General features: G+C 65.0%; 22 protein-coding genes and 2 riboswitches. Of the genes, 16 read left to right on the plus strand and 6 right to left on the minus strand.

Annotated features, from left to right (window positions below; translation table 11 throughout):
- Position 1 precedes the first annotated feature (1 nt).
- Positions 2-517, plus strand: coding sequence for a crossover junction endodeoxyribonuclease RuvC (gene ruvC, locus D002_RS0104290; RefSeq protein WP_018140674.1), 516 nt, complete (start codon positions 2-4; stop codon positions 515-517).
- Positions 514-1,122 (plus strand): Holliday junction branch migration protein RuvA, encoded by a 609-nt coding sequence (ruvA, locus tag D002_RS0104295; RefSeq protein WP_018140675.1) that lies wholly within the window; start codon positions 514-516, stop codon positions 1,120-1,122. Before ruvC ends, ruvA begins: the two co-directional genes overlap by 4 nt.
- 212 nt (positions 1,123-1,334) lie before the next feature.
- Here the strand turns inward: ruvA and nadC are convergent, their stop codons facing one another.
- Together nadC and D002_RS0104305 are read right to left on the minus strand one after the other, a co-directional pair.
- The gene (nadC, locus tag D002_RS0104300) at positions 1,335-2,243 is read right to left on the minus strand and encodes a carboxylating nicotinate-nucleotide diphosphorylase (protein WP_018140676.1); all 909 of its coding nucleotides are present in this window, start codon (positions 2,241-2,243) and stop codon (positions 1,335-1,337) included.
- Positions 2,233-3,624, minus strand: a complete 1,392-nt coding sequence (locus D002_RS0104305; protein WP_018140677.1) for a sodium:alanine symporter family protein — start codon at positions 3,622-3,624, stop codon at positions 2,233-2,235. The genes nadC and D002_RS0104305 overlap by 11 nt, the downstream gene beginning before the upstream one ends.
- Before the next feature lie 191 nt (positions 3,625-3,815).
- Between D002_RS0104305 and D002_RS0104310 the strand changes: the two genes are divergently transcribed.
- From D002_RS0104310 to D002_RS0104350, 9 genes are all read left to right on the plus strand, one after another.
- Positions 3,816-4,736 carry a ZIP family metal transporter gene (locus D002_RS0104310; RefSeq protein ID WP_018140678.1) on the plus strand — a complete coding sequence of 307 codons (921 nt, stop codon included), beginning with the start codon at positions 3,816-3,818 and terminating at the stop codon, positions 4,734-4,736.
- Between the two features lie 286 nt (positions 4,737-5,022).
- A riboswitch (glycine riboswitch) is annotated at positions 5,023-5,124 on the plus strand.
- 1 nt (position 5,125) lies between these two features.
- Positions 5,126-5,236: riboswitch (glycine riboswitch) on the plus strand.
- 120 nt (positions 5,237-5,356) lie between these two features.
- Positions 5,357-6,457, plus strand: a complete 1,101-nt coding sequence (gcvT, locus tag D002_RS0104315) for a glycine cleavage system aminomethyltransferase GcvT (RefSeq protein WP_026181518.1) — start codon at positions 5,357-5,359, stop codon at positions 6,455-6,457.
- A 73-nt stretch (positions 6,458-6,530) separates the two neighbouring features.
- Positions 6,531-6,923 carry a glycine cleavage system protein GcvH gene (gene gcvH / locus D002_RS0104320; protein ID WP_018140680.1) on the plus strand — a complete coding sequence of 131 codons (393 nt, stop codon included), beginning with the start codon at positions 6,531-6,533 and terminating at the stop codon, positions 6,921-6,923.
- 84 nt (positions 6,924-7,007) lie between these two features.
- Positions 7,008-8,366 (plus strand): aminomethyl-transferring glycine dehydrogenase subunit GcvPA, encoded by a 1,359-nt coding sequence (gene gcvPA / locus D002_RS0104325; RefSeq protein ID WP_018140681.1) that lies wholly within the window; start codon positions 7,008-7,010, stop codon positions 8,364-8,366.
- A gap of 64 nt (positions 8,367-8,430) precedes the next feature.
- Entirely contained in the window at positions 8,431-8,958 is a 528-nt protein-coding gene (gene tpx / locus D002_RS0104330; protein WP_018140682.1) for a thiol peroxidase, read from the plus strand.
- A gap of 81 nt (positions 8,959-9,039) precedes the next feature.
- On the plus strand, positions 9,040-10,548 hold the full coding sequence (gene gcvPB, locus D002_RS0104335; protein WP_018140683.1) for an aminomethyl-transferring glycine dehydrogenase subunit GcvPB: 1,509 nt from the start codon (positions 9,040-9,042) through the stop codon (positions 10,546-10,548).
- 241 nt (positions 10,549-10,789) lie between these two features.
- Complete coding sequence (locus D002_RS0104340) at positions 10,790-13,162, plus strand: PAS domain-containing protein (protein ID WP_018140684.1); 2,373 nt, start codon at positions 10,790-10,792, stop codon at positions 13,160-13,162.
- A gap of 31 nt (positions 13,163-13,193) precedes the next feature.
- Positions 13,194-15,929 (plus strand): PAS domain S-box protein, encoded by a 2,736-nt coding sequence (locus D002_RS0104345; protein ID WP_018140685.1) that lies wholly within the window; start codon positions 13,194-13,196, stop codon positions 15,927-15,929.
- Between the two features lie 24 nt (positions 15,930-15,953).
- Positions 15,954-16,313, plus strand: coding sequence for a diacylglycerol kinase (locus D002_RS0104350; protein ID WP_018140686.1), 360 nt, complete (start codon positions 15,954-15,956; stop codon positions 16,311-16,313).
- 41 nt (positions 16,314-16,354) lie between these two features.
- Here D002_RS0104350 and znuA read toward each other — a convergent pair whose 3' ends face one another.
- Positions 16,355-17,404 carry a zinc ABC transporter substrate-binding protein ZnuA gene (znuA, locus tag D002_RS0104355; protein WP_018140687.1) on the minus strand — a complete coding sequence of 350 codons (1,050 nt, stop codon included), beginning with the start codon at positions 17,402-17,404 and terminating at the stop codon, positions 16,355-16,357.
- Positions 17,405-17,483: 79 nt separating this feature from the next.
- On the opposite strand from znuA, the gene znuC reads away from it, so the two are divergent.
- On the plus strand, positions 17,484-18,293 hold the full coding sequence (gene znuC / locus D002_RS0104360) for a zinc ABC transporter ATP-binding protein ZnuC (protein ID WP_018140688.1): 810 nt from the start codon (positions 17,484-17,486) through the stop codon (positions 18,291-18,293).
- Positions 18,290-19,111, plus strand: a complete 822-nt coding sequence (znuB, locus tag D002_RS0104365) for a zinc ABC transporter permease subunit ZnuB (RefSeq protein WP_018140689.1) — start codon at positions 18,290-18,292, stop codon at positions 19,109-19,111. Before znuC ends, znuB begins: the two co-directional genes overlap by 4 nt.
- Before the next feature lie 611 nt (positions 19,112-19,722).
- Here the strand turns inward: znuB and D002_RS0104370 are convergent.
- Genes D002_RS0104370 through lgt form a run of 3 tightly spaced genes read right to left on the minus strand, consistent with a single transcriptional unit; the run spans position 19,723 to position 21,864 of the window.
- Positions 19,723-20,217, minus strand: a complete 495-nt coding sequence (locus D002_RS0104370) for a dihydrofolate reductase (RefSeq protein ID WP_018140690.1) — start codon at positions 20,215-20,217, stop codon at positions 19,723-19,725.
- An 11-nt stretch (positions 20,218-20,228) separates the two neighbouring features.
- On the minus strand, positions 20,229-21,047 hold the full coding sequence (locus D002_RS0104375; RefSeq protein WP_018140691.1) for a thymidylate synthase: 819 nt from the start codon (positions 21,045-21,047) through the stop codon (positions 20,229-20,231).
- Position 21,048: 1 nt separating this feature from the next.
- Positions 21,049-21,864: a prolipoprotein diacylglyceryl transferase gene (gene lgt, locus D002_RS0104380; protein WP_018874884.1), complete on the minus strand. Its 816-nt coding sequence runs from the start codon at positions 21,862-21,864 to the stop codon at positions 21,049-21,051.
- A 101-nt stretch (positions 21,865-21,965) separates the two neighbouring features.
- On the opposite strand from lgt, the gene D002_RS0104385 reads away from it, so the two are divergent.
- From D002_RS0104385 to D002_RS0104395, 3 genes are all read left to right on the plus strand, one after another.
- Positions 21,966-24,002, plus strand: a complete 2,037-nt coding sequence (locus tag D002_RS0104385) for a thioredoxin domain-containing protein (RefSeq protein WP_018140693.1) — start codon at positions 21,966-21,968, stop codon at positions 24,000-24,002.
- A gap of 153 nt (positions 24,003-24,155) precedes the next feature.
- Complete coding sequence (locus tag D002_RS0104390; RefSeq protein ID WP_018140694.1) at positions 24,156-24,569, plus strand: rhodanese-like domain-containing protein; 414 nt, start codon at positions 24,156-24,158, stop codon at positions 24,567-24,569.
- A 164-nt stretch (positions 24,570-24,733) separates the two neighbouring features.
- Positions 24,734-25,549: a GNAT family N-acetyltransferase gene (locus tag D002_RS0104395; protein ID WP_018140695.1), complete on the plus strand. Its 816-nt coding sequence runs from the start codon at positions 24,734-24,736 to the stop codon at positions 25,547-25,549.
- The last annotated feature ends 3 nt before the right edge of the window (positions 25,550-25,552 follow it).

The raw sequence follows: 25,552 nt of genomic DNA on the forward strand, positions 1-25,552 counted from the left end.
TATGCGAATCCTCGGGATTGATCCCGGCTCCCGGGTCACCGGTTTTGCGGTGATCGAGTTCGATCGCAGCCGCGGCCGATCCTGCGGGCATGGCGTCATCCGGCCCAAGGCCAAGGGCTTTCCCGAGCGTCTGGGCGAGATCTTTGCCGGGGTGGTCGAGGTGATCGACGAGTTGAAGCCCGACGTCCTGGCAATCGAATCGGTGTTCGTGGCGCGCAACGCCCAATCCGCGATCAAGCTGGGGCATGCCCGAGGAGCGGCCATCTGCGCGGCCACTCAGGCCGGGCTCCCGGTACATGAATATGCCCCGCGCGCGATCAAGCTGGCCGTGGTTGGTGTCGGTGGCGCGGACAAGGAACAGGTCCAGCATATGATGCAGCAACTGTTACGCCTGGCCGAACCGGCCAGCAGCGATGCCGCCGACGCCCTGGCGGTCGCGCTTTGCCACGCCCATACCCAGCAAAACGAGGCCCGCCTGCTGGGCGCGGCCTCTGCCATGATCGGAGGGCGCCCATGATCGCGCGGCTGGAGGGACGGCTGATCAGCCGTGAGGTGAATGGCGTCGTGATTGACGCTGGTGGTGTGGGCTACGAGGTGGATGTCTCACTGTCCACGCTGGCGGCCCTGCCAGAGCCGGGCGAGACCGTGGTGCTGGCCACTCATCTGGTTGTGCGTGAGGACGCTCATCAGCTGTTCGGGTTCATGAACAAGCGCGACCGCGATCTGTTCCGACGTCTGATTCGCGTGAACGGGATCGGTGCGAAGCTGGCGCTGGCCATGCTGTCCACCTACGCCGGCGACGAGCTGGCGGGCCTCATTAGCGGGGGCGATGTTACCGGCCTGGCCAAGGTGCCGGGCATCGGCAAGCGCACCGCCGAACGCATCGTGCTGGAGCTCGGCGAACGCCTCGCCGAGATGGGGTTTACCGGTAGCCCCGTCGGCGGTGTGCCCGGCAGCGAGCCGACGCCCGCCGCCGCGATGGAGGGCGAGGCCCTGGCGGCCCTGGAAACGCTTGGCTACCCGCGCGCCAGCGCTGAGAAGATGGTGGCCGCCGTGCGCGGCGAGGCCGACTCCGTTGAGACGCTGGTCCGTCTCGCCCTGCGAGCTACCGTCAAGCGCTAACACGCGTTTCCACGCGGACATCTGGAGGTCGTTGGTCCTGGGTGCCAGCCACGACCACCGGTAAGCTGGACCGGAGGAGACACCGTAAACACGGACATCGGACCCAACCTGGCCACCAGTGGTAGGCCGTTAGACGAGGCCACGCAAGTACTGGATGCGCCGCGGCGGCCTTCTCACCGGGGCGTCTGGCGCTGAGAGGGGGCAGGGGCGGGTTAGTCGAGGCGGAGGGAGTAGTCGATGGCGTGGAGATGCTTGGTCAGGGCGCCGACCGAGATGTAGTCCACGCCGGTGGCCGCGATCGCCGTCAGGGTGTCCGGTGTGACCCCACCGGAGGCCTCGGAGATCGCACGGCCGCGGATGTGTTGCACGGCGGTGGCCAGGTCTTCCGGGGACAGCTCGTCAAGCATGATCACGTCGGCCCCGGCCGCCAGGGCCTGCTCGACCTCGTCGAGATTCTCCGTCTCCACCTCCACCCAGCGCCCGGCACCCCGTGTGCGTGCCCGTTCGACCGCTGCGGCGATGGAGCCGCAGGCGGCGATGTGGTTTTCCTTGATCAAGACGGCATCCCACAGGGCGAGGCGGTGGTTGTAGCCGCCGCCGCAGCGCACCGCGTATTTCTGTCCGTGCCGCAGCCCGGGCAGGGTCTTGCGGGTATCGAGGATGCGACTTCCCGTGCCGTCCAGGCGCGCGACCCAGCGAGCGGTCTCGGTGGCCGTTCCGGACAAGGTCTGTAGTAGGTTCAGTGCGGCGCGTTCCGCAGCGAGCACCGCGCGGGCCGGGCCTTCCAAAGTCGCGATAGTCTGCGGGCCATGGGGGATGTCCACGTGGCTGCCCTCGGCGACCAGCCAGGCGATCCGGGTTTCCGGGGCGAGACTGGTGAACGCGCGCTCGAACCAGGCCTGGCCGCAGACGATGGCGGGCTCCTTGAGCAGCAGGGTCGCACGGGCCATGTGGTCGGCCGGGACCAGAGCGGCGGTGAGGTCGCCCTCCATTCCATTAGGGCCCAGGTCCTCGCTCAGGGCGGCCTCAACCTCGCGCACCAGCGTTGCCGCATCCGGGCGTGCAGGGCCTTGCGCGAACGGATCGGTGGCAGCGGCCGTGCCGTTACCCCTATCCGTCATGGCGATCCGGCATCGGGCGATGCGCCACGTAGTCGTCACGCAGTTTCTTGACGAGGCCGGCCAACAGGATGAGCGCAATCAGGTTGGGGGCGGCCATCGCGATGTTGGCGATGTCGGAGAAGTTCCAGACTACGCCCAGCGGGATGGTCGCGCCGATCACGATCAGGATGACGAATACGATGCGATATGGCATCACCGCGTTCTCGCCGAACAGGAAGTAGGCCGAGCGGTCGCCATAGTAGGACCAGGCGATCATGGTGGAAAAGGCGAATAGCATCAGACTGATCCCGACCACCATGGCGCCAAACGGACCCAACGTGGAGCTAAAGGCGGTCGCGGTCAGCGAGGCCCCGACGACGTCGTCGGCACGGTCGATATAGGCGCCGGTGACGACGATGGCCAGACCGGTCAGGGTGCAGACCACGATGGTGTCGATGAAGGGTTCGAGCATGGCCACCGAACCCTCGCGCGGCGGATCACCGTTCTTGGCCGCGGCGTGCGCCATGGCCGACGAACCCAGACCCGCCTCGTTGGAGAACATGCCGCGCGCGACCCCATACTGGATGGCGAGACCAATCGCGCCACCGCCTGCAGCCCAGGGGTTGAGCGCGAGGTTCAAGATGGTACCAATCGCGGCCGGGACGGCCTCGATGTTGGCGACGATCACCACGAAGGCGCCCAGCATGTAGATCACGGCCATGAACGGGACGATGGTGGAGGCGATCATCGCGATACGCTTGACGCCACCAATGATGACCAACGCCACCAGCACCGCCATGGTGAGGCCGATGATCAGGGCCATCCAGCCCATGATGTCGTCGTCGGCGCGCAGGTCCGGCACGATGAAGGTCAGGCCGTCGACGACCGAGTTGGCCTGCACCATGTTGCCGATGCCGAAGGAGGCGATCAGGGTGAAGGCGGCGAACAGGATCGCCAGCTTCCTCATCTTGAGTCCGTGGAGCAGGGTGAACATCGGCCCGCCGGCGATGCTCCCGTCCGGGGCAATCTCGCGGTAGCGCACCGCCAGGGTGGTTTCGGCGAACTTGGTTGCCATGCCGAAGAATGCGGTCACCCACATCCAGAATAGGGCCCCGGGGCCGCCGAGGGCGATCGCTGTGGCCACGCCCGCGATGTTCCCGGTGCCGATAGTGCCAGACAGCGCGGTCGACAGCGCCTGGAAGGGCGATATCTGGCCGGTGCCACCGGCACGCCCGTCGGTGCCGCGCAGGGCGCGCCAGCCTTCGCGGAATGCCACCACCTGGACCAGACCCAGGCGAATGGTGAGATAGAGCCCGGTGCCCAGAAGCAGGATCAGGGTGATCGGGTTGCCCCAGAGCAGGCCGGCGGTGTCGCCGAGGAACTGGTCGATGGTGTCGAGCATCACGAGGTCCTTGTGGTCCGTTGGTGCCGCTGCAGCATGGTCTGAAAACTCTACCGCGCGTCGCCCGTGTTTACGATAGGTTATGCGTACCTCAGTGATAGTAATTTGCTGTGGAACACCATGGGCTGGCGGGGCTCCATGAAGTAAGTCGATGGGTACTCTCCCACCACCCCAACGTTCAAGGATCGAGCATGAGCGACGCCCCCCATTCTTTGCCTGAGGACGATCACACCAAGCCGGTGCCCCGGATCTTCCTGGTCGGCTCGCTGGTCGCGCTGGCGGCCTTTATCTGGCTGATCAGCCTGGTCTGGCCCACGCTGGAAGACCGGGCCGCGGACATGAGTACGCTGCAAATTGGGCTTCTGGCGAGTTTTGTCGCCGGCCTGATGACGGCGGTGGGCGCCATCCCGATCTTCTTCCTGCGCCGCATCAGTCAGTCGGTGGAGGACGCAATGATGGGCTTTGGCGCGGGTGTAATGCTCTCCGCCACGGCCTTCGAGCTGGTCCTGCCATCGGTGGAGCAGGCGGAGCTTCAGTACGGTGGGGTGGGCATGGCGATCGTTGTACTGTCAGTGGGCATGGCCCTTGGCGGTGGTGCGTTGCTCGCGTTGCACAAGTGCGTCCCGCACGAGCATTTTCACATTGGCCCGCAAAGTGGGGCGGACCCCGCGAAGATTCGCCGGGTCTGGCTGTTCATCTTTGCCATTGCCCTGCACAACCTGCCAGAGGGTCTGGCCGTGGGTGTGGGCTTCGGCGGGGATGATGTCAGCGATGGGATCACCCTGGCGATCGCGATTGGTCTGCAGAACATGCCCGAAGGTCTGGTGGTGGCAATCGCCCTCTTGTCGCTGGGCTACAGCAAGTGGTCGGCCTTCGGCGTGACGCTGCTGACAGGACTGGTTCAGCCGATTGGGGGGCTGATCGGGGCGGGTGCCGTTACGCTGATGGAGTTCCTGTTGCCCTGGGGACTGGCGTTTGCGGCCGGCGCGATGCTGTTCGTGATCAGCCACGAAATCATTCCCGAGTCGCACCGGAAAGGGCATGAGGCCCAGGCCACGGTGGGGGTCCTGGTCGGCTTCGTCGTCCTGCTTGCGATCGACATGGCGTTGTAGGGCGCGCGCAGAGTGTCGCCACTGGCACCGTCATTGCGAGGAGCCGAAGGCGACGAAGCAACCTCCGAAAGCTGGCGGAGCGTCACGATCAGCATCCGGTGGTTTCGGACGGAGGTTGCCGCGTCGCCTTCGGCTCCTCGCAATGACGGTGCTTTTTGGATGCATGAGGGGGTAGGTGACGGGGCAGGCCGCGGCGGCGGAATAGTGGCGCGGCCCGTCCGGGCTTTCGCAGCGAGGGTATTTTGGTCTACAATTAGTTTCGTCTGCGGGTGCTCGACAATGCCCGCACACCGTTCTGGAAGAGATCTGCGATCGCGAGTCGATTGGCAGACGCCGAAGGCGCAACATCCGCCCGGAATCGCTCAGGCTACAGGACCGGAACGGTGCAGGAGACACACTCTGGAGAGCGGCCGGAAACGGTCCACCGAAGGGGGCGGCCGTGCAGCGCAGATGCAGCTGACACGGCGCAAACTCTCAGGTTTCAGGACAGAGGGGCGGCTGGCAGATTCACTCTGCCGGCCGCCCCTTTTTTTATGCCCGGAGCACGGCGGCCGGGCCTCGTGGTTCCACTGGCGGATGCCGGCGAACTGACCACCATACGGACGCAAGGCGAGAATGTGATGACGACGTTGAAGACAACTCCGCTCCATGCCGCGCATCAGCGCGCGGGGGCCAAGCTGGTCGATTTCGCCGGCTGGGAGATGCCTCTGCACTACGGCTCCCAGATGGAAGAGCACAAGCGCGTACGCGAATCCGCTGGCATGTTCGATGTCTCGCACATGCAGGTCGTGGATATCCACGGCCCGCAGGCTCAGGCGTTTCTGCGTTACCTGCTGGCGAACGACGTGGCCAAGTTGAAGACCGAAGGCCGCGCCCTGTACAGCTGCATGCTGAACGAGTCCGGCGGCGTGATTGATGACCTGATCATCTATTGGACCGGTGGCGCCAGCTACCGCGCCGTGGTGAATGCGGCGACCGCCGAGGGTGATATCGCGCACATGCAGAAGGTGGCGCAGGACTTCGACGCCACGGTCGCGCCGCGTCCGGAGTTTGCGTTGATCGCGATCCAGGGCCCGCAGGCAGTGGAGAAGACCCTGCCGTTGCTGCCACCCGATCTGCGCTCGGCCGGGGATCTCAAGCCGTTTTCCGCGGTCTGGAATGACAAGTGGTTCGTCGCCCGCACCGGGTACACCGGCGAAGATGGCTTCGAGGTGATGCTGCCGGCGGAGGAGGCCGACGGTCTCTGGGAGAAGCTCAAGGACGCTGGCGTGCACCCCATCGGCCTCGGCGCCCGCGACACCCTGCGCCTGGAGGCCGGCATGAATCTCTACGGCACGGATATGGACGACCAGACCAATCCGCTGACGGCCAACCTTGGCTGGACCATCGCCCTGAAGGATGCTGATCGCGATTTCATTGGTCGCAAGCCGATCGAGCAGTCAAAGGCCGAGGGTGTGAAGGAACACATGGTTGGGCTGGTGCTGGACGGTCGCGGGGTGCTGCGTGGTGGCACCCGCATCGAGACCGAGGCCGGCGATGGCGTGGTGACCTCCGGTAGTTTCTCCCCCAGTCTCGGTGTGTCGGTCGCCTTTGCGCGAATCCCGGCCGGGGTCGAGGCAGAGGAGCTGCACGCGGACATCCGCGGACGCAAGCTGCCGGTGCGGGTGGTGAAGCCGGTGTTTGTCCGAAATGGCGAGCCGCAGATCGAACTCAAGAGCTAACTAGAATTGCCTCATCCCGCCTGCGCCGGACTACACTGCGCAGGCGGGATCCAACAAGCAAAAGGAAGACGTCATGAGCGAAGCACCGAAGGACCTGAAGTACACCAAAAGCCACGAGTGGGTGCGCAGCGAGGCGGATGGCAGCGTGACCGTGGGGATTACCGATCACGCGCAGGAACTGCTGGGTGATCTGGTGTTTGTCGAAGCCCCGGAGGCTGGCAGCAGCATCGAGGCCGGCAGCGCCTGTGCGACCGTGGAATCGGTCAAGGCCGCCTCCGATATCTATGCGCCGATCTCTGGCGAGGTGACCGAGATCAACGAGGAGCTGGCCGACAGCCCCGAGAAGGTCAATGAGTCGCCCTTCGAGGACGGCTGGCTGTTCAAGGTGCAGCCGTCCGATGCCGGCGAGCTGGATGCCCTGATGGACGCGGATGCGTATGCCGCGCACGTCGAGGCGGAATCCTGAGCGTAGCCGCGTATCACCGGTCCCGGCCGCGTCCGGCCGGGACCCAACCGAACGTTGCCGTAACCGGCAAAAGCGAGACCTGACATGCCGTTTATCCCGCATACCGAAGAAGACATCCGCGCCATGCTCGATCGCATCGGTGCCGATTCCGTCGAAGACCTGTTCGACGAGATCCCGGCCGATCTGCGCTCGCCACCGCTCACCGGGATTCCCGAGGGCGAGAACGAGATGGGCATTGCTCGCCTGATGCAGGAGCGGGCCGCGCTGGACGGCATGCCATCGAATTTCATCGGGGCCGGTGCATACGAGCACCACATCCCGGCCGCCGTGTGGCAGATCGCCACCCGCGGCGAGTTCTACAGCGCCTACACGCCGTACCAGGCGGAGGCCAGCCAGGGCACGCTGCAGCTGATCTACGAATACCAGACGATGATTAGCCGCCTGACCGGGATGGAGGTCTCCAATGCCTCGCTGTATGACGGTGCCTCCGCTTTGGCCGAGGCCGTGCTGATGGCGGTGCGCGTGAATCGCCGTTCCAAGGCCAAGCGCGTGTTGCTGCCGGGGGCGCTGCACCCGGATTACCGCAAGGTGGTGAAGACACTGATCGGCAACCAGGGCATCGATCTGGTGGAACTGCCGTTCGACGAGACCACTGGCCAGACCCCGGTGGACGCTCTGGCGCCACATGCGGACGAGGACGTCACCGCCATGGTCATCAGTCAGCCGAACTTCTTCGGCATCCTGGAAGACGTGGATGCCCTCACCGGCTGGGCCGAGGAACGCGGCATCCCTGTGATCGCCGTGGTGAACCCGGTCTCGCTGGCGCTGCTGAAGCCGCCGGGCGAGTGGGGCACCAACGGCGTGGATATCGTGGTCGGTGAAGGGCAGCCGCTGGGCGCACCACTGTCCTCCGGCGGGCCGTACTTCGGCTTCATGACCACGTTGAAGAAGCACATCCGGCAGATGCCGGGGCGTATCGTTGGTCGTGCCGAGGATGCCGACGGCAAGCCCGGCTTCGTGCTGACCTTGCAGGCGCGTGAGCAGCATATCCGCCGCTCCAAGGCGACTTCGAACATCTGCACCAACCAGGGCCTGGTGGTCACGGCCGCGACGATTCACATGTCGTTGCTGGGTGACGAGGGCCTGACCCGTGTCGCCGAGGCCTGCTATGCGAACACTCACGCCCTGGTGGAGAAGCTGGCCGCGAAGGGGATCAAGCCGCGCTTTACCGGCGAGTACTTCCACGAGGTTGCGCTGGACTTCGGCGGCGATGCCGCAACCCGGGTGCAGGCCATGGCCGACGCCGGCGTACTGCCGGGCTTCGAGCTGGGTCGCGACTACGCCCAGCTGGAAGGCTGCGTGCTGGCCTGTGCCACCGAGACCAAGACCGAATCCGACCTGGAGCAGTACGTGACGACCTGGGAGCAGGCGAAGGCCGCCTGAGTCTATACATAACCCCAGGGTCACCGACCCAACGTGCCATATACACAACGCCTAGGAGGCAATCATGGCCGAAATCAAGCTGCAAGGTAATCCGATCAACACCAACGGCGACCTGCCGCATGTGGGCTCGCCGGCCCCGGACTTCAAGCTGACCAACAAGGATCTGCAGGACGTCTCGCTGGGCGATTTTGGCGACAAGCGCAAGCTGATCTCCATCGTACCCAGCCTGGACACCCCGGTCTGTGCCGACTCGACCAAGAAGTTCAACGAGATGGTGGCCAGCCGTCCGGACTTGGAGATCCTGATCGTCTCCGCCGATCTGCCGTTCGCGATGAGCCGCTTCTGCGCCGCCGAGAGCCTGGAGCGCGTGACCGTGCTGTCGATGATGCGCGATCGCAATTTCGCCAAGGACTACGGCGTGCTGATCCAGGACGGCCCGCTGGCCGGGATCACCGCGCGTGGCGTCGTCGTGCTGGACACAGACAACCTGGTGATGCACGCCGAGCTGGTCTCCGAGATCGGCGACGAGCCGGACTACGACGCCGCGTTCGCGGCCCTGGATGACCGGGCCAACCTGAGTCCGACCCAGTAATCGGCCGGACCGGATCCGCGCCGCCGGTGCCCGGGTTTGTGCCCGGTCACCGTTACCCGAATACGCAAGCGAGAAACCGCTATGAGCACCACTGATGCCAATCTGATCTTCGAACGTTCCCGCGCCGGCCGCTCGGCCGTGGCCCAGGCCCCGCGCGACCACGCGGCGACCCGCATCCCCGCGAACCTGCAGCGCAAGTCAGCCCCGGGTCTTCCGGCTGCCTCGGAACTGGACGTGGTGCGGCATTACACGCGGTTGTCGCAGAAGAACTTCTCCATCGACACCGAGTTCTACCCGCTGGGCTCGTGCACGATGAAGTACAACCCGCGCGCCTGTAACAGCCTGGCGATGCTGCCCGGATTCCTGAACCGGCATCCACACGCCCCGGCCAGCCACAGCCAGGGCTTCCTGCAGACCATGTTCGAGCTGCAGGAGATGCTGAAGGAAGTGACGGGCATGAAGGCCGTGTCGCTGGCGCCGATGGCAGGTGCGCAGGGCGAGTACACCGGCGTGGCCATGATCCGGGCTTACCACGACGCCCGCGGCGATACCGAGCGCCGCGAGATCATCGTCCCGGATGCCGCACATGGCACCAATCCGGCGACCGCGATCATGTGCGGCTACGAGGTGCGCGAGATCCCCACCGACGAGACCGGCGACGTGGATATCGAGGCCCTGAAGGCCGCGGTGGGCCCGCAGACGGCTGGGATCATGCTGACCAATCCGTCCACCGTGGGCGTGTTCGAGCGGCGGATCTCCGAGATCGCGAAGATCGTCCATGACGCCGGCGGCCTGCTGTACTACGACGGCGCGAACCTGAACGCGATCCTCGGCAAGGTGCGCCCGGGCGACATGGGCTTCGACGTGATCCATATGAACCTGCACAAGACCTTCTCCACGCCGCACGGCGGCGGTGGGCCGGGTTCTGGTGCCGTGGGCGTCTCCGAGCGTCTGCTGCCGTTCATGCCGATCCCGCACGTGATCGAGGCGGAGCAGGGTGGTTATCGCCTCGCCGAGGAGTCTGATCGTCCGCAGAGCATCGGGCGCTTGTCGGCCTTCGGCGGGAACGCCGGCGTGCTGCTGCGCGCCTACGTCTACATGCGCATGCTGGGGCGCGAGGGCATGGTGCGGGTCTCTGAATTCTCGACCCTGAACGCCAACTACCTGGCGCGAGAACTGGCGGCGGCCGGTTTCGATCTGGCCTATCCCAAGCGCCGCGCCACTCACGAGTTCATCGTGACGATGAAAAAGCAGGCCAAGGAGCGCGGCCTGACGGCCGGGGACGTGGCCAAGCGGCTACTCGACCACGGTTACCACGCGCCGACCACCTACTTCCCGCTGCTGGTCCCGGAGTGCCTGCTGGTGGAGCCGACCGAGACCGAGTCGAAGGAGACGCTGGACGGCTTCGTCGAGGCGATGGCCTGCATCCTGGCCGAGTCGGAGAACGACATGGAAACCATCAAGAGTGCGCCGCATAACCTGCCGAACCGCCGCTTCAACGAAGTGGCCGCGGCCAAGGCGCTGGATGTGGTCTTCCAGCCGGTAGACGAGGGGGACGACAACGCCCCGCGGACCGGTACCCACGGTTAGAGGTACGTCTGTCTACATCCCGGGCTTATGCCCGGTAAAACGCCCCCGTAGATCGGGGGCGTTTTCGTTTTGAGGGGGAGTAAGCGTGTTTCTGTAGGGAAAAGCCCCAACCCAACGGGTTATCTGGTATTTTTGAATCAAGTCTACCAATCCATTGTCAGGTCCGAGGGCAAGGGAAACGCTCATTACGTTTCCGGCAAAGCCTCCACATAGAGGGGTAGCAAGACGGGCAAGGAAAACAATGAGTGAGCTTTGTGCCATCCACGGCTATGCGGCGCTGTTCGAACAAGCGCCGGTGGGGCTGGCCGAGATGGATACCGACGGGCGCATCCTGCGCGCTAATCCCTGCCTTGGGGCCCTGCTGGCCTGTGATCCGGCGGATCTGGCCGGCGCCACCCTGGAAGCGCACGTCTGTCCGGACGACCGCGAACAGGTGACGGCTCACCGCCACGCCCTGCTGAAGGGCGAGTGCGGCAACAGCAAGGTAGAGGCTCGGCTGCTGGATGCCACCGACGAGGCATGCTGGGTGGAGTTGACGACCAGCCGTATCCCGGCAACTGAAGACTGCCCCGAGGCCCTGCTCGTGGTGGTCGCCGATATCGGCACGCGCAAGGCGGCCGAACAGCGTACCGAGACCCTGCTGCGGGCCAGCCCGGCGGTGATCTACACCATGGACCCGTCGGACCTGGGCACGATGACCTGGCTCAGCCGCAATGTGCAGACGGTGACCGGCTGGACCCCTGAGCAGATCATGCGCGAGCCGGACTGGCTCGTCACCCATCTCGCCCCCGAGGACTACCGGCGCTGTGCAAGCCAGATCAAACGCTGGTTGGCGGAACGCGCTCGCGGATTCTGCCGCCTGAACTATCGCCAGCGCATGCCTGGCGGGCACTGGCAGTGGCTGGAGGACCAGATCACCGCGATCCGGGATGACCAGGGGGCGGTGGCCGAGCTGATCGGCGCCTACCAGGACGTGGGCGCTCGGGTGGAAACGGAGCGTTACCTCGAGAAGATCGCGCAGAACCTGCCGGGGGTGATCTATCAGTACCGGCAGTTCCCGGACGGGCATGCGGCGTTCCCGTATGCCAGCGAGGGGATCACGGACATCTACGGCGTGACGCCCGAGGCGGTGATGCGGGACGCCTGCCACGTCTTCGAGGTGATTCATCCGGAGGACGTGGATCGCGTGACGGCGAGCATCGAGGCATCCATGCGCTGCCTGGAGCCCTGGCGTCAGCGCTACCGGGTGCGTCACCCCGAGCGCGGCGAGATCTGGGCCGAGGGGCATGCGAGCCCCGAGGCCCTGGAGGATGGCAGCGTGCTGTGGCATGGCGTGATCCTTGATATTACCGAGCGGGTGCAGGCCGAGGAGGCGCTCCATCTGCGCGAGCACGAACTGGCCGAGGCCCAGCGGATTGCCCACATCGGCAACTGGGTGTCCGACTTCGTGCGTAACGAGATTCGCTGGTCGGACGAGGTCTACCGTATCTTCGGGATCCACCGCGGTACGTGGGACGGGACTCACGAGGCGTTCATGCAGGCGGTACATCCGGCGGATCGCGAGCGGGTCCAGTCCGATGTGGATGCGGCGCTCGCCGGGGAATCGCCTTTCGATACCACGCATCGCATCCTGCGTCCGGATGGCGAGGAGCGGGTGGTCCGCGAGCGTGGCCATGTGGAATTTGGTTCGGACGGGAAGCCGTTGCGGATGATTGGGACTGTCCAGGATGTTACCGAGCAACACCAGCTTGAACAGGAGCAGCGCCTGCTGGCCGCAACCTTCGACAGCAGCCAGGCTATCTTCATCACCGACGTGGAGGGGACCATCCAGCGGGTCAACGCGACCTTTACCGAGTTGACCGGATTTTCCGAGGAAGAGGCGGTGGGGCAGAACCCTCGCATCATGAACTCGGGCTACCAGGGTTACAGCTTCTATCAAGACATGTTCGCGACCGTTCGTGAATATGGCTCCTGGGCGGGCGAGGTATGGAACCGGCGCAAAGACGGAGTGGTATTCCCCCTGCACGAGATCGTGACCGCGATCCACGACGCCAACGGGGCTATCGAGAACTACATCGCCGTGTTTCATGACATCACGCGACAAAAGGAACTGGAGGCCGCACTCGAACATCAGGCCTTCTACGACACACTGACGGAAGCCACCAACCGAGGCCATTTCGAGGCCCTTCTGGAACAGGAGGCCCGGCGGGCCGACCGCTACGAAGATCCCTGTTCACTGGTGATGCTGGATCTCGACCACTTCAAGCAGATCAACGATACCTTCGGGCACGATATTGGCGATGAAGTCCTGCGGAGGGTCGCGGGTGCGGTCCGCAGCCGCCTGCGCAATGCCGATGTGCTGGGCCGTTGGGGTGGCGAGGAGTTCATGGTTCTGCTCCCGGGGACGGGTGCTGATGCGGCCGTTCAGCTAGCGGATGATCTGCGCGCCAAGGTGGCGGCGCTGGACCTGCCGCTGGTGGGAAACGTCACCATCAGCCTGGGTGTGGCCGAGTGCCGCCATGGCGAGGCCATCAAGGACTGGACCAAGCGCGCGGACGATGCCATGTACCGCGCCAAGCATTCGGGCCGCAATCAGGTGGTACAAGGGAATTGAAGGAGGGGCGCAACCTTCCTGGAGGGACTTGATGGGCCAGACGGGGGCGAAAGAGACCCGCCTTTTTGATCGCGTGGCCATGGGTCTCGTGTATCTGGAGCCTGGCGGCATTATCCGCGTAGCCAATGCGCGACTGGCCGAATGGCTGGGCTGCACCCCGGATGATCTCCGCGCTGTGTGGCTGGGTGACTGTGTCCCACAGGGACAACGCAAGACGCTGATGGATGCCCTTGCACGCTCGGGCTCAGCCGAGGTGACCCTGGATCTCTCGCTGACCGCGCCGACTGTTTCGAATGCAACGGCGGTCGCTTGCACAATGGTGCTGGCGCCGGATCCGGACGGGCGACTCGCGACTGTGCAGCGCGGGATGGGGGGCGACTCCGCCGCCCAGGTCTACGAACAGACCTTTACTGCCAACACCGCCCCGAAGCTTCTGATTGATCCCGACGATGGCGGGATCGTCGATGCCAATCCGGCCGCGGAGGCGTTCTACGGCTACTCAACCGATACGCTCAAGACCATGCATATCCAGGATATCAATACGCTCTCGGCGGAAGAGGTGCGCGCGGAGATGGACCGGGCGGTACGCGAGGAACGTCGGTTCTTTCGCTTTCGCCATCGCATCTGTGGAGGCGAGATCCGCGATGTCGAGGTGTATTCCGGGCCGGTGGTTCTGGACGGGACACACTACCTCTACTCGATCATCCACGATGTCTCGGAGACCCGCCACTACGAATGTGAGCTGGAGTTCTACGGGGTGGCGTTCGGCCGGCTGCCGGTGGGCGTGTACCGCAATACACCGGGGCCGGAGGGCCGCTTCGTGCGGCTCAACCCGGCGATGGTGGAGCTGTTCGAGGCCGCGACCGAGACCGAGCTGCGATCGACGCCGGTCCGCGAGTTGTACCGGGACCCCGCCGAGCGGGCGGCGCTCAGTCGCGATCTGGCGGCGTACGGGCGGGTGGTCGGACGCGAGGTGGACCTGAAGACGCTGCGGGGGCGTCCCTTCCGTGCCCGGATCACCGCCTACCGGACCGAGGACGCGGACGGTCAGTGCGTGTTCGACGGGGTGATCGAGGACATCACCGAGCTGCGCGCGGCCGAGGCCTTTCAGACGCGTCTGCTGGCGAACCTGGCCGAAGGGGTCTTCGGCCTGGATCGCTATGGGCGCTATACCTTCCTGAATCCGGCGGCCTGTCGTCTGCTGGGGTTCGAGACCGAGGGCGATGCCCTGGGGCGGGATGCCCATTCGACCAGCCACCACGTGCTCGAGGATGGGTCGGTCTACCCGCCCGAGGCCTGCCCGATCCATCACGTCCTCGAGACGGGCAAGCCACTGGAGGCCTGGGAAGATCACTTCGTCCGCACCGACGGCACGCGGGTTCCGGTCAGTGTGTTTGCCGCGCCCACCTTCGATGCGGCCGGCCGGGTGGATGGCGCCGTGGTCTCGTTCCAGGATCAGACTGCCCGGCGCGAGCGCGAGGCACACCTGAACAAGGCCACCAGCCACCTACCCGGTGCGATCTACCAGTACCGGGTGTTCGCCGACGGGCGCCATGAATTCCCGTTCATCAGTGAAGGCGCGCAGCTCGTGTTCGGGTTGTCTCCCGACCGGATCCAACAGGACGCCGATGCCGCCTTCGCGCGCGTGAACCCGGAGGATCTACAGCGTATCCAGGCCAGCATCGATGAATCGGCGCGCGAACTCGCCCCCTGGCGCGAACGCTTCCGCATGCATCACCCGGTACGCGGGACCATCTGGATCGAGGGCCGAGCGACTCCGGAGGCGTCGCGAGCGGATGGCAGCATCGTCTGGCACGGCGTGATGATCGACATCTCCGATCAGGTGGCGATGGAAGATGCTCTGCGTGCGAGCGAGGCGCGTTTCCGCCAGCTGGCGGGCTCGGTGAACGAGGTCTTCTGGCTGCAGGACGCGGACAAGATTCTGTACGTCAACCCGGCGTACGAGCGGGTCTGGGGGTACAGTCGCGAGCGCCTGTACCAGGATTCGGTCGCGATGCTGGAGGCCGTGCACCCGGACGACCGACCGCGGGTGGAGGCGGTTTTCCTGTCTGCCGATTTCGGGGATGGCACGGCCGACGAGACCTTCCGGATCCGTCGGCCGGACGGCGAAGAACGCTGGGTCCGGGTCCGCCGCTACCCGATCACGGATGCCGACGGGCAGGTGACGCGTGTGGCGGGGACGGCGGTCGATATCATCGAACTGAAGGCGACCCAGCAGGCACTGGAGCGTAACCAGGCCGAGCTCGAGCGTCAGGCCTTCTACGACCGACTGACGGGGGTCGCCAACCGGCGCTACTTCGAAAGCCTGCTGGATCGGGAGGTCCAGCGTGCCGAGCGCTACGGCCAGGTTTTTTCGCTGGTAATGTTCGATCTGGATCATTTCAAGGACGTGAACGATACCTACGGACACGCCATAGGGGATGCCGTTTTGCAGGACGTTACGCGGGTCGCAGGCGAGCGCCTGCGCAGCTCGGATGTGCTCGGACGCTGGGGCGGCGAGGAGTTTATGGTTCTGCTTCCAGGTGACGGGGCGGAGACCGGTGCTCGGGTGGCCGAGGCAATCCGAGCGCGGGTGGCCGGGCATGCCTTCCCTCGTGTGGGTGAGGTCACCGTCAGTCTCGGCGTGGCGGAGTTTTATGCCGAAGAGCCGCGCAGTGAACTGCTCCGAAGGCTCGACGAAGCCATGTACCGCGCCAAGCGCGAGGGCCGAAACCGAGTGGCGGTGGCGGCGCCTCCCGCGTCATGAGCCGGCGATCCCGGGAGTACCCGTATGGCGGATAGCGGGCGGCGCGGGTTCAGCCGCGTGTGGCATGCGTTTGGCTATTCCTGGCGGGGTCTTTGCGAGGCCTTCCGTCATGAGTCCGCGTTCCGTCAGGAGCTCGCGTTGGTGGCGGTACTGGTGCCCGTCGCCGTTTGGCAGGGCGAGACCGGGGTGGAGCGGGCGTTGTTGGTGGGGAGCCTGTTGTTGATTCTGGTGGTGGAGCTGCTGAACTCTGCGGTGGAGGCGGCGGTTGACCGTTTCGGCGACGAACGCCACCCGCTATCCGCCCGCGCCAAGGACATGGCCTCGGCGGCGGTGCTGCTCAGTTTCGTGAATGCCGGCGTGGTCTGGTTGCTCGTGCTTTGGTGATCCCCCGGCGGCCGGCGGGCCACCAGGGGCGTACTTACACCTCAGTTGGCGGTCAGGCATTCCTCAAGGCTATCGGCCATCCCACGCATCAGTTCGAACCAGGCGTCCGGGCCGGGTTCCAGGTCGGAGCCGACGGGGTCCAGTATGCCCAGGCGCGTATCGGTGCCTTCGGATACGGTCTCCGCCAGGGCCGGACGGAACTGAGGTTCGGTAAACAGGCAAACGACGTCGCCATCGGCGACCCGTTCGCGCAACTCGCTAATGCGCCGTGCGCCGGGGCTGCGCGAGGGGTCGATACTGATCGAGCCGGCGGCGGTCAGCCCGTAGTGTTGTTCGAAGTATTGGTAGGCGTCGTGGAAGACGATAAAGGCCCGATCGCGTATCGGCTCGAGCTGTTGAGCCAGTTGATCATCCAGGTCATCGATGCGTTCAAGCAGGGCATCCCGGTTGGACGCGATAGTGTCTGCGCGTTCCGGGTCCCATCCCATCATGCGGTCGGCGAGTTGCTCCGTAATCGAGCGCACCAACACCGGTGACAGCCAAATGTGAGCATCGTAATGACCGTGATGATGGTCGTGCTCGTGTCCATGGTCGTTGTGGTCATGCCCGTGGTCGTGCTCGTGTCCATGGTCGTTGTGGTCATGCCCATGGCCATCCTCGTGCCCATGATCGTCATCATGGCCGTGATCATGGTGATCATGTTCCCAGACACCGCCTTCGCGGGTGGGCTTGAGTTCTAGATCGAGGTCGTCCATCAGGCTGACGATCTCGCGGTTCCCGGATCGACGTAACGGGCGTTCGAGGAAGGTTTCCATGTCCGGCCCAACCCAGACCACCATGTCCGCGTTTTGCAGGCGGCGAGCCTCCGAGGGGCGCATGGAATAGCCATGGGGGGATGCGTTGGCCGGGACCAGCAGCTCGACCTCGTAGGCATCCCCGGCCAGCGCGGCAACGATACTGTGAATCGGTAGAATGGTCGCCACGATGCGCGGCTTGTCCGCAAGGGCACTGGCCGGGACCGTAAGGGCGAGCACGGTAACCAGACTGGTCAGGAACGCGAGCCCAAAGGGGCGGCGGTGGTGCGATGGCATGGTGTGGTCTCCAAGGGTGTCTGAAACAACGTTCCTAACGTTATAGTATATCAATTTGTAGAAGGGAAGCCCCGTCACCATGCCCAAGCCCGAACTCGACCAAAAGCCACTGCTGGATGCCCGCGATATCTCCCTGGAATTCGGTGGCAAGCTGATCCTTGACCGGGTTTCGGTGCAGATTCAGCCTGCCGAAGTCGCGGTGGTGATTGGTCCCAACGGCGCGGGCAAGACTTCGCTGTTGCGCGTCTTGCTGGGGCTCTGGTCGCCGACGCGGGGTCGCGTCCAGCGACGATCCGGTTTGCGTATTGGCTATATGCCCCAGCGCTTGCAGATCGAGCCGGTATTGCCACTGTCCGTGCATCGCTTTCTAACCCTGCGCCAGCGGGCCGCGAAGGAGGAGCTACTTGCACGCCTGGAGCAGGTGGGCGTCCCGCACCTGTTAGGCAAGGCGGTGCAATCGCTCTCCGGTGGCGAAATGCAGCGAGTTCTGCTGGCGCGCGCCCTGCTGAATCGACCGAATCTGTTGGTGCTGGATGAGCCGGCTCAAGGGGTCGATGTTGTTGGCCAGGGGGAGGTCTTCCGCCTGATTGACGACATTCGCAGAGAGACCGGCTGCGGGGTCCTGATGGTCTCGCACGACCTGCACCTGGTAATGGCCGGCGCCGATGCCGTGATCTGCTTGAACCAGCATGTCTGCTGTACCGGGCGACCGGAGGAAGTTTCGCGCCATCCCGAGTACCAGCGCCTTTTCCCGACGGGCGATGTGCAGGGCATTGGGATCTACAGGCACGACCACAACCATGTCCACGACCTCCATGGCGAGGTGCATGACCTGCATGGACATGGCACGGACGATTGCCATCACGAACATGGATCAACCAAACGATGATCGAGGGGTGGCTGGACGATTTCCTGGTGCGCGCCGTGCTGGCGGGGCTAATGGTGGCTGCCGTGGCCGGGCCGCTGGGTGCGTTCGTGGTCTGGCGGCGCATGGCCTACTTTGGTGACACGATCTCGCATTCCGCCTTACTGGGCGTGGCGCTTGGCTTCCTGCTCGGGTTGAACCTGAACCTGATGGTCACGCTGGTCTGCGTCTTGATCGCGGTATTGCTGGTGTTCCTTCAGCGGCGCCAGGAGCTGGCCTCGGACACCCTGCTCGGCATCCTGGCGCATAGCGCTCTGTCGCTAGGGATTGTTGCGGTCACGTTCATCGAGGGTTTGCGGGTCGATCTGATGGCCTATTTGTTCGGGGATATCCTCGCGGTGGGTACGAACGACCTGTTGGCGATTGCAATCGGTGGAGGCATTGCGCTGGTGATGCTGATGCTGTTGTGGCGTCCCTTGCTCGCGCTGACGGTTCATGAAGAACTGGCGCGCGTCGAAGGGGTTCCCGTAGTGGCCGTGCGTCTGGGTTTGATGCTCCTGATCGCATTGGTGATTGCGGCAGCGATGCAGGTGGTGGGGGTGCTGCTGATTACCGCGCTGATGATCATCCCGGCGGCCAGTGCGCGTCGCTTCGCGGCCACCCCCGAGCAGATGGCTGTACTCGCGGCGGTCCTTGGGATGCTGGCCGTGGGAGCCGGACTATGGGGTTCGTTTGTCTACGACACGCCGACGGGGCCGTCCATCGTGGTGGCCGCCATGCTTGGCTTCATCCTGATCCACCTGTTGCCCGGCCGCCTCTTCGCCCCGTTTGGAGGACGCTGAAACCCTTTATTCACCACGAAGCACACGAAGGCACGAAGAAAAGCTAGGGTGACGCTGATTGAATCGCACGTCCGCGCTCGAGTCGCTTTTGCGTGCGAACAAGGCGCGGTGACTGCCGTGCAGTCATTCTGCACAAGGGAGCTGCAACGCCGTTCCCACGCAAGAGCGGCCGAGCCCCTGCTTTCAATGGCTTGTGGGGTTGGTGCCCCCTGTTCCCCGATCCTGCGTTGCGCCGCTTGCGGGTAGAACCACTACCCGCTGCACGACGCGCCTTGTCTCGGAAAACAGGGGGCACCAACGCGGACGTGCGATTCAATCAGCGTCTCCCTAGGTCAAGGGCGATTGCACCACAGAGGACACAGAGATCACGGAGAAAGATTTTTAGTTATGAACGTCGGCTCTGATCGAAGATTGCTGGCACCTCTGAACCCGAGTTTCTTCAGGACCTACAACTGGAATGGCCGCAAGTACGCTAGCAGCGACTTTTTTCAACCCGAAGCCCTTCTCCGTGTCCTCTGTGCCCTCTGTGGTGCAATCGCCCTTAATCTTTAGCCCTTTCTTCGTGTCTTCGTGCGCTTCGTGGTGAACAAAAAGGGTGCCGGGACACTGTGTCAGCGGCGGCGTTCGAGGCGTTCGAAGGTGAAGGGGCAGGCGTGGCGGTCGTCGGCCTCGTGGTGTTCGGACCAGACGACGCCCCAGTCCGCGGGGTCGATCGCGGGGAAGTACGTATCCCCGGCGTGGCACTCGTGCACGCGCGTCAGGTGCAGCACGTCGGCCCGGGACAGGGCCTCCTCGAACAGACCCGCGCCGCCGATCACGAAGGCCGGGCCTGTCTCGATGGTGGCCAGGGCGGCGTCCAGGTCGTTGTAGACCTCGACCCCGTCGGCCTGCCAGCCGGCCTGGCGGGTCAGGACCAGGTTGCGCCGCTTCGGTAGCGGCCGCCCGATGGACTCGAAGGTGCGCCGCCCCATGATCATCGGGTGGCCGTCGGTCACGCGCTTGAAGTGCTGCAGGTCCTTCGGCAGATGCCAGGGCAGGTCGTTGTCGCGCCCGATCACATGATCCGGATCAAGCGCGACCATCAGGTGGATCTCGGGTTGAGCCAAGGCGGGACTCCTTAAACGGCGATGGGCGCCTTGATTGGGGGGTGCGACTGGTAGTCGCGGACCTCGATGTCGTCGAAGGTGAAGGCGAACAGGTCGGTCACGTCCGGATTCAGGTGCAGGCTGGGGAGGGGCAGGGGCTCGCGCCCGAGCAGCTCTTCCACTTGTTCCTGGTGGTTTCGGTAGAGGTGCGCATCGCCGAAGGTGTGCACGAACTCGCCAGGCTTCAGGCCGACCACCTGGGCAATCATGTGGGTCAGCAAGGCATAGCTGGCGATGTTGAACGGCACCCCGAGGAACACATCCGCGCTGCGCTGGTAGAGCTGGCAGGACAGGCGGTCGTCCGCCACGTAGAACTGGAACAGGGTGTGGCAGGGCGCGAGCGCCATGCGCCCGGCCTGGGCGTTTTCCTGGGGCGAAACCGATTCGTCCGGCAGGTCCGCCACGTTCCAGGCACTAATGATGTGGCGCCGGGAATGCGGCCGGTTTTTAAGATTGTCGATCAGTTCGACCAGCTGGTCATGGCCGGCCCAGTTGCGCCATTGCGCGCCGTAGATCGGACCCAGGTCCCCAGAGTCGGTGGCCCACTCGTCCCAGATGCGGACCTTGTGCTCGCGCAGGTAGTCGATGTTGGTGTCGCCGGCGATGAACCACAGCAGTTCATGGATTACCGAGCGCAGGTGAGTGCGCTTGGTGGTGACCAGCGGGAAGCCGTCGGCCAGGTCGAAGCGCATCTGGTAGCCAAACACCGAGCGCGTGCCGGTTCCGGTGCGGTCCGGGCGATCCGAGCCGTGGTCGCGGATGTGGCGCACCAGGTCCAGGTATTGCTGCATCTCAGGGGGTCTCCGGGGCAGGGCGCGCGGCCGGCAGCGGGTTGCGCCGCGACCAGACGATCAGGATTACGCCGAACAGGATGACTGGCAGGCTCAGGACTTGCCCCATGGTCAGCCAGTCGAATGCGAGGTAGCCGATATGCGCATCCGGTACTCGGACGAACTCGACCAGGAAGCGGAAGCTGCCGTACAACGTCAGGAACAGGCCCGAGATCAGGCCGGTGCGGCGCGGCTGGCGCGAGACCAACCACAGCACCACGAACAGCACCAGGCCCTCAAGGAAGGCCTGATAGAGCTGCGAGGGGTGACGCGGGACGTAGTCCGCGGCCGGGAAGACCATGGCCCAGGGCAGCTCGGTGGGCTTGCCCCAAAGTTCGCCGTTGATCCAGTTGCCGATGCGTCCGGCCCCGAGGCCGATCGGGATTAGTGGGGCGATGAAGTCGGTCAGCCGGAAGAAGGGCTGGCCGATCTTGTGCGCATACAGCCAACAGGTGACCAGCACCCCGGCGAGTCCACCGTGGAAGGCCATGCCACCTTCCCATACGCGGAACAGGCTCAAAGGGTCGGCGAGGGTGGTATCCAGGTTATAGAACAGCGCGTAGCCGAGCCGTCCGCCGATGATGACCCCAAGCACACCCCAGAAGAGCAAATCGCCGACCTGCCAGGGGTGTAGCGGGTCCCAGTTGCGGGTGCGCGTGCGCCAGACGCCGAGGCCCCAGAACGCGGCGAAGCCGACCAGGTACATCAGCCCATACCAGTAGAGCGTCAGCGGGCCAACGGACAGGGCGACCGGATCGATAAACGGGTGCGTGGGCATGGGCGCTTGCGGATGAAAAACCGGCTGCACATGCTACTCGGCCTGGCGACCTTGTGCACCTGCATGTTGTTCGCCGGATTCACTTGCAAGGAGGCCGCGCGATGAACCGACTGGCCGGGGCCAGCAGCCCCTATCTGCTGCAGCACGCCGACAACCCCGTGGACTGGTATCCCTGGGGCGAGGCGGCATTGGAGCGTGCCCGCCGCGAGGACAAGCCGATCCTGCTGTCGATCGGCTATTCCGCCTGCCACTGGTGCCACGTGATGGCGCACGAGTCCTTCGAGGACCCGGCCACCGCCGAGGTGATGAACGCGCGCTTCATCAACATCAAGGTGGACCGCGAGGAGCGCCCGGATCTCGACCGCATCTACCAGAACGCGCACATGCTGTTGTCGCAGCGCCCTGGGGGCTGGCCGCTGACGGTCTTTCTTACTCCGGACCAGGTGCCGTTTTTTGCGGGCACCTATTTCCCCAGCACGCCGCGCCACGGGCTGCCGTCGTTCGTGGATCTGATGACCCGGATCTCGGACTTCCTGACGGAGCATCCGGAGGAAATCCAGCGCCAGAACGACTCACTGCAACAAGCCCTGGGGCGAATTTATCGCCCTGCGGGTGGCGAGATCCCGGCGCTCAGTGTCGTTGACAAGGGGCGAGCCGAACTCGCGCAGACCTTTGATGAGTCTTTCGGCGGATTCGGCGATGCCCCAAAGTTCCCGCACCCGGCCTCGCTTGAATGGCTGGCCTGGCATGGCGCGCGCCATGGCGACACCGAAGCGCAACGCATGTTGCATCGAACCCTGGACGCGATGGCGGCCGGGGGCATCTTCGATCAGGTGGGTGGTGGTTTCTGCCGCTATTCAGTGGACGCCCGCTGGATGATCCCGCACTTCGAGAAGATGCTCTACGACAACGGCCCGCTGCTGGGGCTTTACGCTGAACGCGCGGCTGGGGGCGACGATCGCTCGCGGCGGGTGGTCGAGCAGACGGTTGGCTGGCTGGGGCGCGAGATGCGCGACGCCTCCGGTGCCTTCTATTCGAGCCTGGATGCAGATTCCGAAGGTGAGGAAGGGCGGTTCTACGTCTGGGATCCGGAGACCGTCGAAGGCCTGTTGCCGGCGGACGAGTGGGGGGTCGCCAGCCGGGTTTGGGGCCTGAACGGCCCGGCCAATTTCGAAGGGCGCTGGCACCTGCACGAAGTGGTGCCATTGGCAACGGTCGCCGATGCCCTGGGGATCGACGAGGTGGAGGCGGATCGGCGTCTGGACCGTGCGCGGGCGCTGTTGCTGGTGGCGCGCGAGAGCCGCGTGCGGCCGCACCGTGACGAGAAGATCCTGGGCGCCTGGAACGCCCTGATGATCACCGGTCTGGCGCGCGCGGCGCGCGCCCTGGAGCGACCGGAATGGCTGCACCTGGCGCGTGATGCGATGTCCGCCGTGCGCGAGCAGCTGTGGCGCGACGGGGGGCGGCTGTACGCCAGTGTGCGCGAGGGGGCGACCGGCGCGATGCCGCGCGCCTATCTCGACGATCACGCCCTGTTGCTGGAGGCCACACTGGCGTTGCTGGAGACCGAATGGGACAGCGACCTGCTGGGCTGGGCCGTCACCCTGGCCGATACCCTGCTGGCGGAATTCGAGGACCGCGACCACGGCGGTTTCTTCTTTACCGCCCGCGATCACGAGGCCCTGATCCAGCGACCGAAGGTGTATGCCGACGATGCCATGGCCAACGGCAACGGTATCGCGGCGCAGGCCTTGCAGAAGCTCGGGTTCCTGCTGGCCGAGCCACGGTACCTCGAGGCGGCCGAGCGCACCCTGGCCAATGCCGGCCCGATGATCGAACAGGCCCCGGTGGGTCACATGAGCCTGCTGATGGCGCTGGACATCCACTACCAGCCGCCGGCCCTGGTCGTGCTGCGCGGGGCGACTGGTGACCTGCCCGGGTGGCAGCAGCGCCTGCGGGCGCAGGCTGCCCCGGTCTGGGCGTTCGCGATCCCGACCGATGCCGGCAACCTGCCCGCCGCGCTGGCGGAGAAGGCCGCCCCGGAGACGGGTGTGCGTGCCTATCTCTGCCGCGGCCTGCAATGCGAGGCGCCCGTGACTGACCCTTTGGCGCTGGACAGCGCGCTCTTACAGGGTTGAAACGCCTGGTCGCATACCCACGGTAGAATGAGTCGGGTGGTAGGAGCCTGCTTGCAGGCGAATGCTCCTGCCCATGTCCGGCTCTGGCAGGGGCTTCGCCTGCAAGCAGGCTCCCACAAAAACATCCAGATTATTGCAGAAGGGAAGGTTCGAATGAGCGAGAAGAAGTTGATGGATTTCGTCGCCGAGGCGCGGAAGAACGTGAAGGAGATCGCCCCGGACGACCTCGCCGAGAAGATGGAGCACGGCGAGGACTGGCTGGTAGTCGACGTGCGCGAGCCCTACGAGTACGAAAAGATGCATGTGCCGAACTCCATCCTGGTCCCGCGTGGTCTGCTCGAGGGCGCGGCCGATCCGAATACCCCGCACCGCATCGACGCGCTGGTGAATGCGCGCGAAAAGCCGGTCGCCGTGATGTGCGCCACCGGTGGCCGTGCGGCCATGTCGGTGCAGCGCTTGCAGGATATGGGTTTCACCCAGGTGTTCAACATCGCGGGCGGCATCAAGAGCTGGGAAGGCGAAGACCTGCCGGTCGAGTCCGGCGCCTATACGGGTCCGCTGCCATAGTGTTGTCGGCGGCACGGGGACGATGAGTGCGCCCGTGCCGCCGTTGGTTGTGAAGATCATCAGGCATCGATCGGACGAAGGATTCATCCGGTCGTCATCATTTCTACATGGGGTGGTCAAACGGGCGGCGTAGTCTCCGGGACAGTTCAATCGGAGGTCGCCCCATGACCGCACCGCATCTCGCCCCGCCGATCCCGGACGCGGGCACCGAAAGTGCCTACCGTGTCCACCTGGCCTCCAGCCCCGCAGACCTGGAAGCCGCCCAGCGTCTGCGCCACGAGGTCTTTGCCGGTGAGATGGGTGCGAATCTCCCGGATGGCGAAACGGGGCTGGATCGCGATCCGCTGGACCCGTTTTGCCATCACCTCCTGGTGCGCGACCGCCATTCCGGCGATGTCGTGGCCTGCACGCGCCTGCTGACCGAAGAGAGCGCCAGCACCGCTGGCGGCTTCTACTCGCTCTCCGAGTTCGAGTTGGGACCGCTGATGAATCTGCCGGGGCGGACACTCGAGATCGGTCGTACCTGCGTGGCGTCGAGCCATCGCCAGGGCGCCGCGATCAATGCCCTGTGGGCCGGGTTGGCGCGCTTCATGAACGCTCATCGCTACGACTACTTGATCGGGTGCGCGAGTCTGCCACTGAGCGAGCAGACGCCGTCTCAGCTGGCTTGGTTGCGCCTGTTTCACCGGGCCCCGTCACGCCTGCGGGTAACACCGCGTCGACCGCTGCCCAATTCCCTGACCATCTGCCATGGCACACCCAGCCGCACCGGCATGCCGCCATTGCTGAAGGCCTATCTGCGTCTCGGGGCCCGCGTGTGCGGGGAGGCGTGCTTTGATCCTGACTTTAATGTGGCCGACGTGCTCATTCTGCTGGATGTGCGCACCATGCCGGACCGTTACCATCGGCACTTCATGGGCGCTACGGCGCCGGTAAGCCGAGGAACGGAGCATGATCGGAACACTGCGGGCACTGGCTAGGCT

This window comes from Thioalkalivibrio sp. ALJ7 (assembly GCF_000376865.1).
In the GTDB taxonomy this organism is placed as follows: domain Bacteria; phylum Pseudomonadota; class Gammaproteobacteria; order Ectothiorhodospirales; family Ectothiorhodospiraceae; genus Thioalkalivibrio.

Excerpts from the sequence above, each read along its gene's own strand:
- ruvC (WP_018140674.1), top strand. The coding sequence starts at position 2 with ATGCGAATCCTCGGGATTGATCCCGGCTCCCGGGTCACCGGTTTTGCG.
- ruvA (WP_018140675.1), top strand. The coding sequence starts at position 514 with ATGATCGCGCGGCTGGAGGGACGGCTGATCAGCCGTGAGGTGAATGGC.
- nadC (WP_018140676.1), bottom strand. The coding sequence starts at position 2,243 with ATGACGGATAGGGGTAACGGCACGGCCGCTGCCACCGATCCGTTCGCG.
- D002_RS0104305 (WP_018140677.1), bottom strand. The coding sequence starts at position 3,624 with ATGCTCGACACCATCGACCAGTTCCTCGGCGACACCGCCGGCCTGCTC.
- D002_RS0104310 (WP_018140678.1), top strand. The coding sequence starts at position 3,816 with ATGAGCGACGCCCCCCATTCTTTGCCTGAGGACGATCACACCAAGCCG.
- gcvT (WP_026181518.1), top strand. The coding sequence starts at position 5,357 with ATGACGACGTTGAAGACAACTCCGCTCCATGCCGCGCATCAGCGCGCG.
- gcvH (WP_018140680.1), top strand. The coding sequence starts at position 6,531 with ATGAGCGAAGCACCGAAGGACCTGAAGTACACCAAAAGCCACGAGTGG.
- gcvPA (WP_018140681.1), top strand. The coding sequence starts at position 7,008 with ATGCCGTTTATCCCGCATACCGAAGAAGACATCCGCGCCATGCTCGAT.
- tpx (WP_018140682.1), top strand. The coding sequence starts at position 8,431 with ATGGCCGAAATCAAGCTGCAAGGTAATCCGATCAACACCAACGGCGAC.
- gcvPB (WP_018140683.1), top strand. The coding sequence starts at position 9,040 with ATGAGCACCACTGATGCCAATCTGATCTTCGAACGTTCCCGCGCCGGC.
- D002_RS0104340 (WP_018140684.1), top strand. The coding sequence starts at position 10,790 with ATGAGTGAGCTTTGTGCCATCCACGGCTATGCGGCGCTGTTCGAACAA.
- D002_RS0104345 (WP_018140685.1), top strand. The coding sequence starts at position 13,194 with ATGGGCCAGACGGGGGCGAAAGAGACCCGCCTTTTTGATCGCGTGGCC.
- D002_RS0104350 (WP_018140686.1), top strand. The coding sequence starts at position 15,954 with ATGGCGGATAGCGGGCGGCGCGGGTTCAGCCGCGTGTGGCATGCGTTT.
- znuA (WP_018140687.1), bottom strand. The coding sequence starts at position 17,404 with ATGCCATCGCACCACCGCCGCCCCTTTGGGCTCGCGTTCCTGACCAGT.
- znuC (WP_018140688.1), top strand. The coding sequence starts at position 17,484 with ATGCCCAAGCCCGAACTCGACCAAAAGCCACTGCTGGATGCCCGCGAT.
- znuB (WP_018140689.1), top strand. The coding sequence starts at position 18,290 with ATGATCGAGGGGTGGCTGGACGATTTCCTGGTGCGCGCCGTGCTGGCG.
- D002_RS0104375 (WP_018140691.1), bottom strand. The coding sequence starts at position 21,047 with ATGCAGCAATACCTGGACCTGGTGCGCCACATCCGCGACCACGGCTCG.
- lgt (WP_018874884.1), bottom strand. The coding sequence starts at position 21,864 with ATGCCCACGCACCCGTTTATCGATCCGGTCGCCCTGTCCGTTGGCCCG.
- D002_RS0104385 (WP_018140693.1), top strand. The coding sequence starts at position 21,966 with ATGAACCGACTGGCCGGGGCCAGCAGCCCCTATCTGCTGCAGCACGCC.
- D002_RS0104390 (WP_018140694.1), top strand. The coding sequence starts at position 24,156 with ATGAGCGAGAAGAAGTTGATGGATTTCGTCGCCGAGGCGCGGAAGAAC.
- D002_RS0104395 (WP_018140695.1), top strand. The coding sequence starts at position 24,734 with ATGACCGCACCGCATCTCGCCCCGCCGATCCCGGACGCGGGCACCGAA.